Origin of the sequence: Shimia fortis (assembly GCF_040225985.1) — a bacterium.
GTDB lineage: Bacteria > Pseudomonadota > Alphaproteobacteria > Rhodobacterales > Rhodobacteraceae > Shimia.
This window is the reverse complement of record NZ_JBBPEU010000007.1, coordinates 106,296-119,818: the sequence shown is the minus strand read 5'-3', so window position 1 is coordinate 119,818 and position 13,523 is coordinate 106,296. Positions and strand designations below refer to the sequence as shown.

Annotated in this window: 14 protein-coding genes and 1 pseudogene; 5 read left to right on the top strand and 10 right to left on the bottom strand. The window is 60.7% G+C overall.

Annotated features, from left to right (window positions below):
• Window positions 1-46 precede the first annotated feature (46 nt).
• Both WNE31_RS12155 and WNE31_RS12150 read right to left on the bottom strand, forming a co-directional pair.
• Complete coding sequence (locus WNE31_RS12155) at window positions 47-667, bottom strand: DUF502 domain-containing protein (protein WP_349980051.1); 621 nt, start codon at window positions 665-667, stop codon at window positions 47-49.
• Between the two features lie 11 nt (window positions 668-678).
• On the bottom strand, window positions 679-1,260 hold the full coding sequence (locus WNE31_RS12150; protein ID WP_349980050.1) for a VOC family protein: 582 nt from the start codon (window positions 1,258-1,260) through the stop codon (window positions 679-681).
• Window positions 1,261-1,382: 122 nt separating this feature from the next.
• Between WNE31_RS12150 and WNE31_RS12145 the strand changes: the two genes are divergently transcribed.
• The 4 genes from WNE31_RS12145 (at window position 1,383) to WNE31_RS12130 (ending at window position 4,090) form a co-directional block, all read left to right on the top strand.
• Window positions 1,383-1,973 (top strand): Crp/Fnr family transcriptional regulator, encoded by a 591-nt coding sequence (locus tag WNE31_RS12145; RefSeq protein ID WP_349980049.1) that lies wholly within the window; start codon window positions 1,383-1,385, stop codon window positions 1,971-1,973.
• 67 nt (window positions 1,974-2,040) lie between these two features.
• On the top strand, window positions 2,041-2,235 hold the full coding sequence (locus WNE31_RS12140; protein WP_349980048.1) for a YgaP family membrane protein: 195 nt from the start codon (window positions 2,041-2,043) through the stop codon (window positions 2,233-2,235).
• 162 nt (window positions 2,236-2,397) lie between these two features.
• Window positions 2,398-3,717: an NAD(P)/FAD-dependent oxidoreductase gene (locus WNE31_RS12135; RefSeq protein WP_349980047.1), complete on the top strand. Its 1,320-nt coding sequence runs from the start codon at window positions 2,398-2,400 to the stop codon at window positions 3,715-3,717.
• Between the two features lie 13 nt (window positions 3,718-3,730).
• On the top strand, window positions 3,731-4,090 hold the full coding sequence (locus WNE31_RS12130; RefSeq protein ID WP_349980046.1) for a DUF5368 domain-containing protein: 360 nt from the start codon (window positions 3,731-3,733) through the stop codon (window positions 4,088-4,090).
• A gap of 64 nt (window positions 4,091-4,154) precedes the next feature.
• On the opposite strand, the pseudogene WNE31_RS12125 reads toward WNE31_RS12130, so the two are convergent.
• From WNE31_RS12125 to WNE31_RS12110, 4 genes and pseudogenes are all read right to left on the bottom strand, one after another.
• Window positions 4,155-4,271: pseudogene (locus WNE31_RS12125) on the bottom strand (hypothetical protein); the annotation flags it as partial.
• Window positions 4,272-4,284: 13 nt separating this feature from the next.
• Entirely contained in the window at window positions 4,285-5,262 is a 978-nt protein-coding gene (locus tag WNE31_RS12120) for a hypothetical protein (RefSeq protein WP_349980045.1), read from the bottom strand.
• Window positions 5,263-5,298: 36 nt separating this feature from the next.
• Window positions 5,299-6,303, bottom strand: coding sequence for a DUF1214 domain-containing protein (locus tag WNE31_RS12115; protein WP_349980044.1), 1,005 nt, complete (start codon window positions 6,301-6,303; stop codon window positions 5,299-5,301).
• A gap of 14 nt (window positions 6,304-6,317) precedes the next feature.
• Window positions 6,318-7,376, bottom strand: a complete 1,059-nt coding sequence (locus WNE31_RS12110) for a DUF1214 domain-containing protein (protein WP_349980043.1) — start codon at window positions 7,374-7,376, stop codon at window positions 6,318-6,320.
• Between the two features lie 104 nt (window positions 7,377-7,480).
• Here WNE31_RS12110 and WNE31_RS12105 point away from each other — a divergent pair, with 104 nt between their 5' ends.
• Window positions 7,481-8,515, top strand: a complete 1,035-nt coding sequence (locus WNE31_RS12105) for a helix-turn-helix domain-containing protein (protein WP_349980042.1) — start codon at window positions 7,481-7,483, stop codon at window positions 8,513-8,515.
• 49 nt (window positions 8,516-8,564) lie between these two features.
• On the opposite strand, the gene WNE31_RS12100 is transcribed toward WNE31_RS12105, so the two are convergent.
• The 4 genes from WNE31_RS12100 to WNE31_RS12085 are packed head-to-tail and all read right to left on the bottom strand — an operon-like array spanning window position 8,565 to window position 13,204.
• Window positions 8,565-9,638 (bottom strand): BMP family ABC transporter substrate-binding protein, encoded by a 1,074-nt coding sequence (locus tag WNE31_RS12100; protein ID WP_349980041.1) that lies wholly within the window; start codon window positions 9,636-9,638, stop codon window positions 8,565-8,567.
• 40 nt (window positions 9,639-9,678) lie between these two features.
• Entirely contained in the window at window positions 9,679-10,599 is a 921-nt protein-coding gene (locus WNE31_RS12095; RefSeq protein WP_349980040.1) for an ABC transporter permease, read from the bottom strand.
• On the bottom strand, window positions 10,599-11,678 hold the full coding sequence (locus WNE31_RS12090; protein WP_349980039.1) for an ABC transporter permease: 1,080 nt from the start codon (window positions 11,676-11,678) through the stop codon (window positions 10,599-10,601). Before WNE31_RS12090 ends, WNE31_RS12095 begins: the two co-directional genes overlap by 1 nt.
• Window positions 11,675-13,204: an ABC transporter ATP-binding protein gene (locus tag WNE31_RS12085; protein WP_349980038.1), complete on the bottom strand. Its 1,530-nt coding sequence runs from the start codon at window positions 13,202-13,204 to the stop codon at window positions 11,675-11,677. Before WNE31_RS12085 ends, WNE31_RS12090 begins: the two co-directional genes overlap by 4 nt.
• Window positions 13,205-13,523: the final 319 nt, after the last annotated feature.

The following is a 13,523-nucleotide window of genomic DNA, read 5'->3' as shown; positions in this document are numbered from 1 at the left end:
CACAGCGGGTGAAAAGCGGTTTCTTGCCGATATCTTTGTCTTGTGGTCAGGTGCCGTTGTCCTGCTTCGCCGCCGCGTTTTCTGCTTGAACCTTGCTGACCTCGGCCCCGATACCACGTCCGAAAAAACTGAGCATTTCCAGAACGCGATGGGGCGGCATGTCGATCACGCGCACGTCTTCGGGGCGAAACGCCACGGCCACGCCGGTTTGCGGATTGGGCACATTTGGCAAAAAGACCATGACATTGCGGTCGTCGATCCTTTCGATTTCGAACCCGATGCGCGCCGTGTCCAGATGGCGCACGATCACGGTTTTGAGGTCGCTCACCGACGTATCAGCCTGCAACGTGCCACTCAGGATGCCTTTGAGAATGGCATAGCCGGGCACGCGGTCTTTTAGGAAACCATCCAGTGCGTCGATCCGTTTCGCGAAAGACCCGACATGCGCCAGAAGCCCGATCAGGAAGATCGCGCCAAAAAGCCCTGCAATCGCCAGCAGATCAAGAACGATCACCCCCAGAACCCTATCGATCCCTAGAGTTTCCACAATTGGCTCCATGACTTTCCGCATGGTGGCAAACACCCGTACCAGCGCGAAACCCAGAAAGAAGACCGGGATCAGCAACAAGAGACCGGTGATCATGGTTTTGGTGACAAAAGACTTCATGGTGCCCTCGCTTAGTAGGGGTCGCGCGCGTCCCGATCCTCGGACAGCGACTCCTGGCGTTCATGCACCAAGGCTTCGATGGCGTCGGCAAGATGCTTTTCTTGGATATTGTAATCCCCGGCGGCGACCCGGTTGCGATGGGCGCGGATCATCACGTCGGCATGGCTACAACCAAAGGGGGGCTCGAACTTGTAATAGGCCAGTTCGATCAAGAGCCCCATCGGGTCTTTGAAATAGATCGAGTTCATGAAGCCCCGGTCGCGCACGCCGGAATGCTGTATGCCGCGTGCCTCAAGCCGTTCGGCGGCCTGCGAAAAGCTGGCTTGCGAGAGGTTGAAGGCAATGTGATGCACGCAGCCCGGTTCGGTCGGCGTGCGGCGCGGATCGGGTTTGCGGGTCTCGTCGGTGAAGACGGTGATCAGACGCCCGTCACCGGGATCAAAATAAAGATGCCCTTCATCAGGGTTGTCGAGGTTGGGCTGATCAAAGATGAAGGGCATTCCCAGCACACCTTCCCAGAAATCAATCGAGGTTTGCCGGTCCGCGCCGGTCAATGTGATATGGTGTACGCCTTGGGCTTGAATTTTTCGCATCTTGCATCTCCCTTACCATAAGCAACAGTAAGCGTAGTCTGCGGTCATGGCAATTTTCCCGCGTGGATGACAGACTGTTTCTCACCTCTGCCCTTGGCCCGAACCACTGAAAGGGACCGCTCATGACCAAGAACATTGTTCTTCCCGCTGGCAAAACGCTGTTTGGGCCGGGGCAGGAATGTGCGGGATTCGTCGAAGTGACCCGGGGCAGTATCCGGGTGTCGATGACCGCCCCGAACGGGCGCGAGATCGTTCTCTATCGTGTGAAACCCGGCGACGTCTGCCTGCAAACCTTGTCCTGCCTGATCGAAGGCAGTGACTATTCGGCGGAAGGGGTTGTCGAGGCGGACCTTGAGGGCCGGTTCGTACCCAAATCCGCTTTCTGGTCGCGGATGGAACAGGACGCTGCGTTTCGCACGGACATCTTGTCGGCGGTTGCCCGGCGCTTTGGCGATTACCAGCGCCTTGTCGAAGAGGTGGCCCTGACCGGTTTTGACACGCGCCTCGCGCGGGTTTTGCTGCGCCTGCAGGACGAGGGGGGCGTTGTCTATATGACACACGGAGAACTGGCCGCGGAAACCGCCTCGGGGCGGGCGTTCGTGTCGCGCCGACTGGCAGAGTTTGCCCATCAGGGGCTGGTTGAACTGTCTCGTGGCAAGGTGCGCATCTGCGATTCTGCCGGGCTGCAACGGATTTCCGAGGAGGATCGGTGACAGTGTCACCGACAGCGTCGGACGAATCTGCGAGACTGACCAGGAATGGAATCAAAGGAGAAACACTATGCCCCGTAACGAAGGCACTCTTGACCGCGCATTGCGCATCATCGCGGGACTGGTCCTGCTGTCTCTGGTTTTTGTCGGCCCGCAAACCATGTGGGGCCTGATCGGAATCGTCCCGCTGGCGACCGGTCTTCTGGGCTATTGCCCACTCTACCAGGTGGTCGGCCTGAACACCTGCCCAATGAAGAAGGGCTGACCAACCCACGTCAGGGTTTCATAAGAAAAGCCAAGGCCAAAATTCGGGGAATCCGGGTTTTGGCCTTGTTTCATTGGGGCTCAGGCCGCGGCGTTTTGACCGCTACTTGATATGTATCCAAAGATGTATTCCAGATGCAGAATATATCTGAGGAGATTTTACATGGCCGATTTCTTGGATCGTCCCGCATCGCGGCGCGCCTTCCTGTCCATGGCCGTCGGCGCGGGCGCGCTGGCTGTCACCGGCGCCGCCACCCCAGCCCAGGCAGCACTGCGCACCAAGGCGCATATCGTCATTCTTGGCGCGGGGGCCGCAGGCACGGCCCTTGCCAACCGCCTGGCCGCACGGCTTGACGGTGCGGCCATCACCATTGTCGATGGTCGCAAGGAACACTGGTACCAACCCGGTTTTTCACTGATCGCAGCGGGCCTGAAACCCGCCGGCTATTCGGTTAGTCAAACCGAAGACTGGCTGAACAATGACGTGACGCTCAAGCAGGATATGGCGGCAGGGATTGACCCCGAGGCCAAGAAGGTCGCCCTGCAGAGCGGCGAAGTCCTGACCTATGATTACCTTGTGGTCGCAACCGGTTTGGTTCTGGATTACGACGCGATCGAAGGGTTCGAGATGGACCTGATCGGCAAGGACGGCGTCGGGTCGCTCTATGCCGGTCCCGACTATGCCGCGCGCACATGGGAAGCGGCGGGCAAATACGCCGAAGAAGGCGGGGTCGGACTGTTCACCCGTCCCGATACCGAGATGAAATGCGCCGGTGCGCCGATCAAGCACACCTTCCTAATTGACGACATTGCGCGTCAGCAAGGCAGCGCCGGCAAGGCGGACATCACCTATTTCGCCAACAATAATTCGCTGTTCGGCGTGCCCATCGTGGCCGAGAAAATCCGTATGGTGTTCGACGATCGCGGCATCAAACATGAATACGACCATGTCGTGAAGGCGATTGATCCCGGCGTGAAGAAAGTCACCTTTGCCACGCCCGAAGGCGACTATGACCGAGACTATGATTATGTGCACATCATCCCGCCCCAGCGCGCACCGCTAGTGGTGCGCGACAGCGGGCTAAGCTGGGCTGACAAGTGGACAGATCAGGGCTGGGTCGAATGCCACAAGGAAACCCTGCGCCACCTGCGCTACGACACTGTTTTTGCCATCGGTGATGTGGCCGGTGTGCCCAAAGGCAAGACGGCAGCCAGCGTCAAATGGCAGGTTCCGGTGGTGGAAGAGCACATCATCGCCCAGATTTCCGGCGACACTACGGACGCTGCCTTTAACGGCTACACTTCGTGCCCGCTGATCACGCGGATCGGCCGCGCGATGCTGATCGAGTTCGACTACAACAACAATCTCGTGCCCAGCTTCCCCGGCATCATCGCGCCGCTGGAAGAGCTGTGGATCAGCTGGCTGATGAAAGAGGTGGCCCTGAAAGCCACCTATAACGCCATGCTGCGCGGACGCGCCTGAGGAGGATGACCAAATGAAAGACCTGACTTTTGGAACCCTGATCGCGGTGTTCGAAGAAATCTTCGGACGCGGCCTGTTCTGGGCGATGGTACTGGTCGCGCTGGCGATCACGGCGGGCTATGTCTATGTCCTGATCCGCGACCGCGAGATCAGCTGGCGCAAGTTCCTGTGGGCGCAGTTGTCGATGCCTTTCGGCGCGATTGCGGCAGTGCTGTTCGTGCAGGGTGTGACCAATTCCGGCTTTTCCGACATTGGCGGGCCGATTGACGTGATCGTGTTGCTGATGGTGGCCGTCGCGGGCGCCATCGGGTCGGCGATCCTTGTCTATACCGTCGAATCCCTGATCTGGCGCAAGGACGCGGCGCAGGACTAGCCCACGCTTGCGCGGCAGCGATCACGATGCGGATGCCGCCTTCGTCGTCCAGCAGCTTGAAGCCCGCGTTCTCGCCCACGGAATACTTGAGCCGTTCATTGGGTATGAAAAACCCGGTCTCGTTCTCGTAGAGCGTGACCGGCCTGGAGGCGTTGACCGGCGGCCACTCCTGGGTTGTCATCACGATCTCGTAGTCATGTATGGCGTTCATAATGCTGCCGTCCTTGGTGAGGCGCGGGGTGGAGCGCCAGATCGGCAGGTTGTCCAACCGGGCCAGCGACGGACTGGAAGGTCAGCGCCTCCAGCGTGATCTGCCCTTTCGGTTTGAAAAGCCCGGTCAGGTTTTCATCCAGCCAGTCCTGGTTCCCGAACTTGGCCAGTTCCTCGGTCGCGATCCCCTTGGCCACGGCCCGCAGGGCATCGCCGTCGATCTCGGGCGCCGTTGCGGGATCATAGGTGTTGCCCGGTGCGATACCGAGCGGCTCCAAAACCGCCGGCAGACCCGCATCCAGTTCGTCGTTCGGGTCAAACGTCGTGTGCTTCATGACGAACTGCATGACCTCGTTGAAGCGATCCTCGAAGATCTCGAAATCCGAGCCATAGGGCGGGAAGCGGGCCGTATCTTCGCGCAGGTCCAGGTTGCGACTGATCCCCGAGGGGCTGCCCCAGGACCGGACACTTCGTTTCTTGTTTCCCTGCCCAAGGAATTCCGAGAGCAGCTCGACATCTATGCCTTGCAAAGCGGCGAGGTTCTTCCCCAGCCTTTCCGGCTCGGCGGCGTGGGGCATGACGCGGAGTGTGGCACCGACGAAATCGTCCTTGGTGGTAGACATCGGGATGTTTTCGGAGTGGTCGTAGCCCGTGACCATCAGCGAGACATAGGTCGAGTCGAAAGTTGGCAGTTCCATGAAGACGGGCTGTTCGGTCAAACGATCAGGGCGGCCACTCAGAGCGAGTCGATGTCGGGGCCTGCAGGAGAAGACCCGGTTATGGCCACCCGTGCTCATCGGGTTGTCGGGATCAAGCGCGAACTTGTCGTTCACATTGAACACTGCGACATATTGATAGGAGCGGCGGACCCGCTCCTCAATCTGCGCCTCGGCCAGGCCCAGCGTCTCGCCGGATTGTGCGGACACGCCTGCCGGCAAGGTCGGGCAGGTGGCCAGCGCCAAGGGAAGTGCATAGCGTTTCTAGATATGTCTCCTTTTTCAGTCGACAGGTGTGATCTCGGGGAACACCCAACTGCCATCAAGAACCTCGGCGCGTGGCTGGTAGAGGCGCACGGTATAGTTCCAATCTGGCGTGACGGGGATGCAGTTGATCCGCCCGTCCTCGCAGGCCCCAAAGTGAATGGTATATGAGCCATCTGCGTGCGGCGTGGCGGAGGTGTTGTTGAAACTGTTGCGCTTCAATCCGTTCGGCGCGAGGAAGCCATCGGCGTCGTAGACGGTGATCGACCAGAACGCGTCCACCGGCACATCACGCAACGTTACTGTATGAGGCGTTTCGCCGTCATTCAAATCGACGGCATCCACAAAGGCCGCCGCCGTCGTGGCCGGTTGACCCGCCCAGCCCGCCATCCCGATCAGGTGGCCGAGCGGGTCCACTTCGTCGCGACGACCAAAGGCCGTGCTCGCATCAAGGCCGACAGCCGCGGCAAGGTCGCTGACCGCCTGCCGTGCTTCGGCAAGGTTTTCAAGATCCCAGTCGGGTGCTTCGAACGGACCGGTTCCACCGCCTTCCAGGCGTATTCCGTCCTGAACGGTATGGGCGCGGGCGGCATCGTCGGGATCACTGGCATCGACGAAGGTGCGGAACAAGAGCATCGCGAAGCGCGTCCCAACCTCGTCCTCGGTCAGCTCATAGGCGCCGGGCGTGGCATAGGCGAAGTTGTAGTGGTCCTGGCTGATGACCAGCACCGACTGGAACCGTCCATCGCCCTCAGGCAACGTCACCTTCACCGGCTGTGACAAGTCGACGATGGAAGAAGAATATAAGGTGTCCTGGTTGGGCCGGATGATCGGCTGTGGCCCGTCGGCAGAGACGACCTGCCGCTCATGGGCGATCTCTCCGATGCCCTTACCGCTGGTCTGCATCGTCATCCGGAACATCGTGTCGCTTTCCGCGCGCATGAGGTTCTGGATCGTGATGTCCTCGGCATGGGCCAAGGTCGCCGTGGCTGCGCAAAGCGCCAGAGTTGTAAAAAGTTTCATTGTTGTCTCCTGTGTCAATTCGCGGGTTCCACATCGGGGAAGGTCCAGATGCCGTCGAGGATTTCCGGGCCGGGCTGGTACAGGCGGATGACGTAGTTCCAGCCATCCATTATCGGCAGGCAGTTCACGCGACCATCGTCGCATCCGCCGAGATGCACTGTCATCGAGCCGTCATCGTTGCGCGCGCCCATGACTGAATTGACCACATAGGCATTCAGATCATTGGGTTCGAAAAACCCTTCGGCATTATAGAGGCTGACCGACCAGAAGGCCCCCACGGGTACCTTGGCGGGTAGCTCGATCTTGTATTCGCCCACAGGCAGGCCCGGCACGTTGGACGGATACATCGCCTCGGTTTCAGGCAGGCCACCCCAGCCAACAGCGGTGCCGATCAGGTGACGGATTTGGACTACACTGTCTTTGGTCCCAAATGTGCCCTTGATTCCGCCAGTAAACGGCAATAGCGCGCGGAACCTATCGACCAGCGCCTCGTAGGCGTCTTCGTCATAGTCCTTCAGCATAAAGGGCTTGGATGCGATCGCTTCGATCTGCATCTGGTCCTGAATGGTGTTGACCGCTGCCACGTCTTGCGCGTCATCGGCATCGACCAGCGTGCGCATGAAGACGATCACGTAGCTTGTATCGAAGGTCTTCATGTCCAGCGTATAGGTGCCGCCGCCGTGAAAGACCGCGTTCACAAAGTGATCCTGATTGTAGATCATTGCGGTCATATAGCGGTCGCCCACATCTGGCAGGGTCAGCGTCGCGCCTTCAGAGATATCGACAACAGCTGTGCTGTAGAGCGTGTCGCGGTTCATACGCACGGTGGGTTGGTTGTCGACCGGCGTGGGGGCGCGGAAGTGGTAGAAGCGGTTGATGCCCCCGGCGAGCGTCACGTATTTGTCGAACTCAATGTCGCTCGCTGCACGAGCGAAATTGTCGATGGTGACGGGAATGTCACGACTTTCGGCAAGCGCGTCGAGGGTCTGATCAAAGGTCTGGGCAAACGCCCCGCTGGTTATCAAAGCGGACGCCAAGGCCAACGGCCATGCGGTTTTCGAAAACTGTGTCATGCTGCAAATCTTTTCCTCATTGTCACGCCATCTCGTCCGGGTACGGAAAGCGGCAGTGGAACCTTAGCATTGCGTGAGGGGTCATTTTCCGACAATCTGATGTCATGCAGCGCAAGATGGTGAACCTGCTTGAACTAACCAAGGTGGTCGACTTGCTGGGGCGTTTTGCGTCGCGACAGCAGGTGGACGAGGCTCTGCGCGCCACGGGTCTGACGCGGGCCATGCTGCGCAAGGGCGCTGGGTTCCTGCCTTATGCCACCGAAGCAGTCTTGATCGAAACCGTTGCGCGGGCCATTGGCGACAGGCATCTCGGGGCGCGGATTGGGCAGGCGTTTGAGTATGCAACTTACGGGGCCTATGCGCAGTATGTTCTGGGTGCGCCCGACCTGGCCACGGCACTGGATCGCGGGCGCCGGGCGCTGTTCCTGACCCACCCCGGATCGGTCGTTGTGATGCGACAGACCGCGACGCACCTTGTAGTGGGGCGCAACTCTCGGGGGTTGTCCGTGGTGGGGCATCGCCATCTCGACGAAGGTGCCCTGTTCGTGATTGGCGATGTGGCGCGCCATTTTCTGGGAAAGGCGTGGCAGCCTGACTGGGTCGAGATCCCCGAGGCCAATGCCGAAGACCTCGCAGGGTTGACGCAGCTTGCCGGCGTGCCGATCCGCACGGGCACGGATATGCCTGCCGTGGCAATCCGCCTGTCGGACCTTGCCACGCGCAATCCCGGCGCCCCTTCTCCGGACAGGACCCTATCGCTTGAGGAACTGACCGCCCTGATGGGGGTCGCCCCGGCCCAGAACCTGCGGGACGAAGTGATGCAGATGCTACACCTGACCGGCGCAACCATCCAAACCCCGAACGAGGCTGCGATCGCGCGGTTGATGGCGATCACCCCGCGCTCGTTGCAGCGCGCGCTGAGAGCGCTGGGCACGTCCTTTCGTGCGCTGCGGGCGACCTATATCTGCGCCCGCGCCAAGGAACTCTTGCTGGAAACGAACCGACCGGTTGCCGAGATCGGGCGCAGTCTTGGCTATCGCGAACCGCGCAGTTTCCGCCGCGCCTTCCGCGACTGGACCGGCCAATCCCCGGCCGCGTTTCGGGCCACCGGGGCCTTGGGGACAAAAGGCACCCCATAAAAAAGGCCCGCCGGATGGGCGGGCCTTTCCAATGTCGCGCAAGTCGCGATCAGTTCGGGATTTCCGCGTCCAGACCTTCAACATAGAAGTTCATGCCGGCCAGGGTGCCGTCATCCGCGGTTTCGCCGTCGGCCAGCCACGGGGTGCCGTCCTGCTTGTTCAGCGGGCCGGTGAAGGCATGGTACGAGCCATCCGCCAGCGCATCACGCAGAGCTTCGGCTTCGGCTTTCACGTCGGCAGGTACCGCATCGGTGATTTCGCCAATGCCCACCATGCCGGCGCCAATGCCGTCCCAGGTCGACTTGGTTTCCCAAGTGCCGTCCATCACGGCCTGGGTGCGCGCGATGTAGTAGGGCGCCCAGTCGTCAATGATCGACGAAACGCGCGGGAAGGGCGCGTATTCAGCCATGTCAGACGCCTGACCAAAGGTCACGACATTGCCAGCGGCCTGTGCCGCGGCCTGCGGCGCGGTCGAGTCGGTGTGCTGCAGGATTACGTCCGCACCCTGTTCGATCAGCGCCTTGGCCGCATCGGCCTCTTTCGCGGGATCAAACCAGGTATAGGCCCAGACGATCTTGAACTGGACGTCGGGGTTTACCTTCTTGGCGTGGATATAGGCCGAGTTGATGCCACGGATCACTTCGGGGATCGGGAAGGATGCGATGTACCCGATGGTGTTGGTCTTGGTCATCTTGCCTGCAATGTGGCCCTGAACGGCGCGTCCTTCATAGAAACGGGCCGAATAGACCGACACGTTCGGTGCGGTCTTGTAACCGGTCGCGTGCTCGAATTTCACGTTCGGGAACTTCTTGGCCACGTTGATGGTCTGGTCCATGTAACCAAACGAGGTGGTGAAGATCAGGTCGGCACCATCAAGCGCCATCTGGGTCATCACGCGTTCCGCGTCCGGGCCTTCCGGCACCGATTCCACGTATACGGTTTCAACCTTGTCGCCGAAATGCTCGACAACGGCCTTGCGGCCCTGATCGTGCTCATAGGTCCAGCCGCCATCGCCGACCGGGCCCACATAGACAAAGCCGACCTTGGTCTTGTCCATGGCCATGGCCGTGGTTGCCAGACCCAGCGCGACAGCCGCGCTTGTCAGAAGTTTGGTGAGTTTCATGCAGGTTTTCCCCCTGTTGATGTAAAGTATGAACACCCCGTCATTGCGAGGCATGGAATGTCCGGCCCAGCGACGCAGGCGCACCGCTTTTGTCGGCCGACATGATAACCAGCACCAGAATGGTTATCAGATATGGCGACATTGCCAAGTACTCGACCGGAATTGCGACCCCTGCAGCCTGCAGGTTCAGCTGTAGCACGTTGATCCCGCCGAACAGATAGGCACCCAGCAGTGCACGCCACGGTTTCCAACTCGCGAACACCACCAGCGCCAGCGCGATCCAGCCGATTCCGGCGGTCATGCCCTCGGTCCACTGCGGCACGCGGATCAGGCTGATATAGGCGCCGCCAATGCCAGCACAGGCCCCGCCGAACATGATGGCCAGCACCCGCACACGGATCACGTTATACCCCAGCGCGTGGGCGGCATCGTGGTTTTCTCCGACCGCGCGCAGTACAAGGCCGCCGCGGGCGTATTTCAGCCACGCCCAGACACCGGCGGTCAGCGCGAGCCCGAAGTAGAGAATAGGATCATGGCTGAACAGGATCGGACCGACGATCGGCAGATCACTCAGAACCGGCACGTCCAGCCGCGCCATCTCCGGCGGGCGCACCCCGACATAGCTTTGCCCCATCAGCGCCGACAACCCTAACCCGAACAGGGTCAGCGCCAGACCCGACGCCACCTGGTTGGCCAGCGCGAACTGGGTCAGGAAGGCGAACAGCAGCGACAGCAGCGCCCCACAGGCTGCGGCGGCGATGACACCGACAAAGGGCGACCCGGTTTCCACCGAGATCGCGAAGCCCGCAATCGCGCCGACGATCATCATACCCTCGACCCCGAGGTTCAGAACACCCGCGCGTTCTACGACAAGTTCGCCAATCGCGGCCAGCAACAGCGGCGTCGCCGCCACCATGAGCGAGGCAATCAGCAGGACGGGGTTAATCGCAGAAAGATCCATTATGCAGCTCCCCGAACGGCGAATTTGATGCGGTAATTGGTCAGCAGGTCCAGCGCCAGAAGAAAGAACAACAACATCCCCTGAAACACCTGAATGGCGGCGGCGGGCAGTTGCAGCTGCGATTCCGCGATGTCGCCACCGATATAGGTCAGCGCCATCAGCAGGCCCGCCAACAGGATGCCCACCGGATGCAACCGGCCCAGAAACGCCACGATGATCGCGGTAAAGCCATAGCCTGCGGCAAAGTCGATATTCACCTGACCGGACGGCCCCGCGACCTCGAACAGACCGGCCAGACCGGCCAGCGCCCCGGCGGTGCCCAGGCAGAACAGGATCAGCCGCGCCGGGTTCACCCCTGCAAACCGCGCGGCGCGCGGGGCCTCACCCGAGAGGCGGATGTTGAAGCCAAGGATGTGCTTGTTCAGCAGCACATAGGCCAGGATCACGGCCCCCAACGCGGCGGCCACGCCCCAGTGCATCCCGTATTCCGGTGCGATCCAGCTGGTTGCGGCCTCCCATTCAGCAAGGTTGCGCGACCCCGGAAAGCCGAACCCCTCGGGGTTCTTCAAAAGCCCCAGCGCCATTTTCGCCAGCAACTGGTCGGCCACGTAGACCAGCATCAGCGACACCAGAATTTCATTGGTGCCGAATTTCACCTTCAGCAGGGCCGGGATCATCGCCCAGGCCCAGCCCCCCAGCGCCCCGGCAATCACCATGAACGGGAACAGAAAGATGCTGTCCGACGGGTAAAAGGCCAATCCGGCTCCCGCGCCACACAAGGCCCCAATGATGTATTGCCCTTCGGCCCCGATATTCCAGATGCCCGCGCGAAACCCCAGCGACAGGCCAATCGCGATCAGGATCAGCGGCGCGCCCTTCACCAAAAGCTGCGGGCGATAATAAAAGGCGTATTGCCCGAACAGGGGATCCCAGAAAATCGTGCGGATCGCCTCGAACGGGTTCTTGCCAAGGGCGGCAAACAGCAACCCGCCCGCGATCATGGTCACCACAACCGCGATCAGGGGCGTGGCCAGTGACAGGGTGCGCGACGGCATGGGGCGTTTTTCCAGCTTGATCATGCGTCTTCTCCCACCTTGGCCACTTCCATTCCGTGGGCGCCGCCCATCATCAGGCCGATTTCGTCAATCGTCAGACCCGCCGTCGGGCGCAGGTCAGACAGACGCCCCTCATTCAGCGCGCCAAAGCGGTCCGAGATTTCCATGAGTTCATCCAGATCCTGCGAGATGACAACGATAGCCGTGCCATTTGCGGCCAGATCCAAGAGCGCCTGCCGGATCGCCGCCGCTGCCGCGGCATCCACGCCCCATGTCGGCTGGTTCACGATCAGGACTTCGGGGCGTTGCAGTACCTCGCGCCCGATCACGAATTTCTGCAGGTTGCCCCCGGACAAGGCCCGCGCCGCCACATGGGTGCCGGGGGTGCGCACGTCAAAAGCCTTGATGATGCTTTCGGCGAAACTGGTGGTGTCGGCCCATTTCACGAACCCGTTCGAGGTCAGTTCCTCGCGGATTGCGCCGGTCAGCAGGGCGTTTTCGGTGAGACTCATATCCGGTGCCGCCGCATGGCCCAGCCGCTCTTCCGGCGCGGCCAGAATGCCCAACTCACGCCGCGCGTTGGGGCCCAGGTTGGCCACCTCTCGCCCCTTGACCTTGATCGCGTCCTTCCATGTCAGGCTTTCGCCTGACAGCGCCGCCAGCAATTCATCCTGCCCGTTGCCGGCCACTCCGCCGATGCCAAGGATTTCGCCCGCGTGCACCGTGAAATGAATGTTCTTCAGTTTTGTCCCAAAGGCCGATGTCGACTCGATCGACAGGCCCGACACATCCAGCACCACCTCGCCCGTTTTCTCGGTGCTGCGGGTCGGCGTTTGCAGGGTATCGCCCACCATCATCTCTGCCATCTCGCGGGCCGAGGTCTCGGACGGAACACATTCGCCTACGTTCTTGCCCAATCGCAGGATCGTCGCGTGGTCGCACAAGGTCCGGATTTCTTCGAGCTTGTGCGAAATATAGAGGATCGACGTGCCTTCCGCCTTCAGCTTGTTCAGCGTCTTGAACAGGATTTCCACCTCTTGCGGGGTCAGAACGCTGGTCGGTTCATCCATGATCAGAAGTTTCGGATCCTGCAACAGGCAGCGGATAATCTCGACGCGCTGGCGTTCCCCCGCAGACAGGTCGCCCACAGTACGGTTGGGGTCCAGCGGCAGGCCGTAGTTCTCAGACACTTTGCGGATGCGGCGCGCCAGATCGCCCATCTTCGGCGGGTTTTCCATGCCGAGGGCAACGTTTTCGGCCACGCTCAGCGCATCGAACAGCGAAAAATGCTGGAACACCATCGCTACACCCGAGGCCCGCGCGACCCGCGGTTCGGACGGGGCAAAGGCCTCGCCTCGCCATGTCATCGTGCCGCTGTCGGGTTTCACCAGCCCGTAGATCATCTTGACCAGCGTGGACTTTCCTGCGCCGTTCTCACCCAGAAGGGCGTGCACTTCGCCTTCCTTTATGTCGAAAGACACGGTGTCATTCGCGACCACGCCGGGATAGGCTTTGGTCAGACCGGAAATACTTAGCAACGTCCCTGTCATGCGCGTTGTTGTCCTTGTTGGGGCGGTGCTAGCCAAAAGCCGGAATGCCCAATGTTTAAGCTGCGCTACCCTAGAAAGCCCCCGCCCAACCGCGCAAGGGGGACGTGGCCGCAAAAGGCAGGTCGCTGACTGTTTTGCTGAAAAACCGTGCAGACGCAAGGCTCTGAAAATTCGTGCAAATCCCGGCTCTGCCCAAGAGTTGTTATTTGCTTTTATTTGAAAGACCCAAAGGGATTTCCTTCAAATTGCGATGAATTCCTGTGCAGAACGCCGGTCAAGGTGCGTCTTCCCATTGCCTGCCGGTCTGGGATAGCTTGGC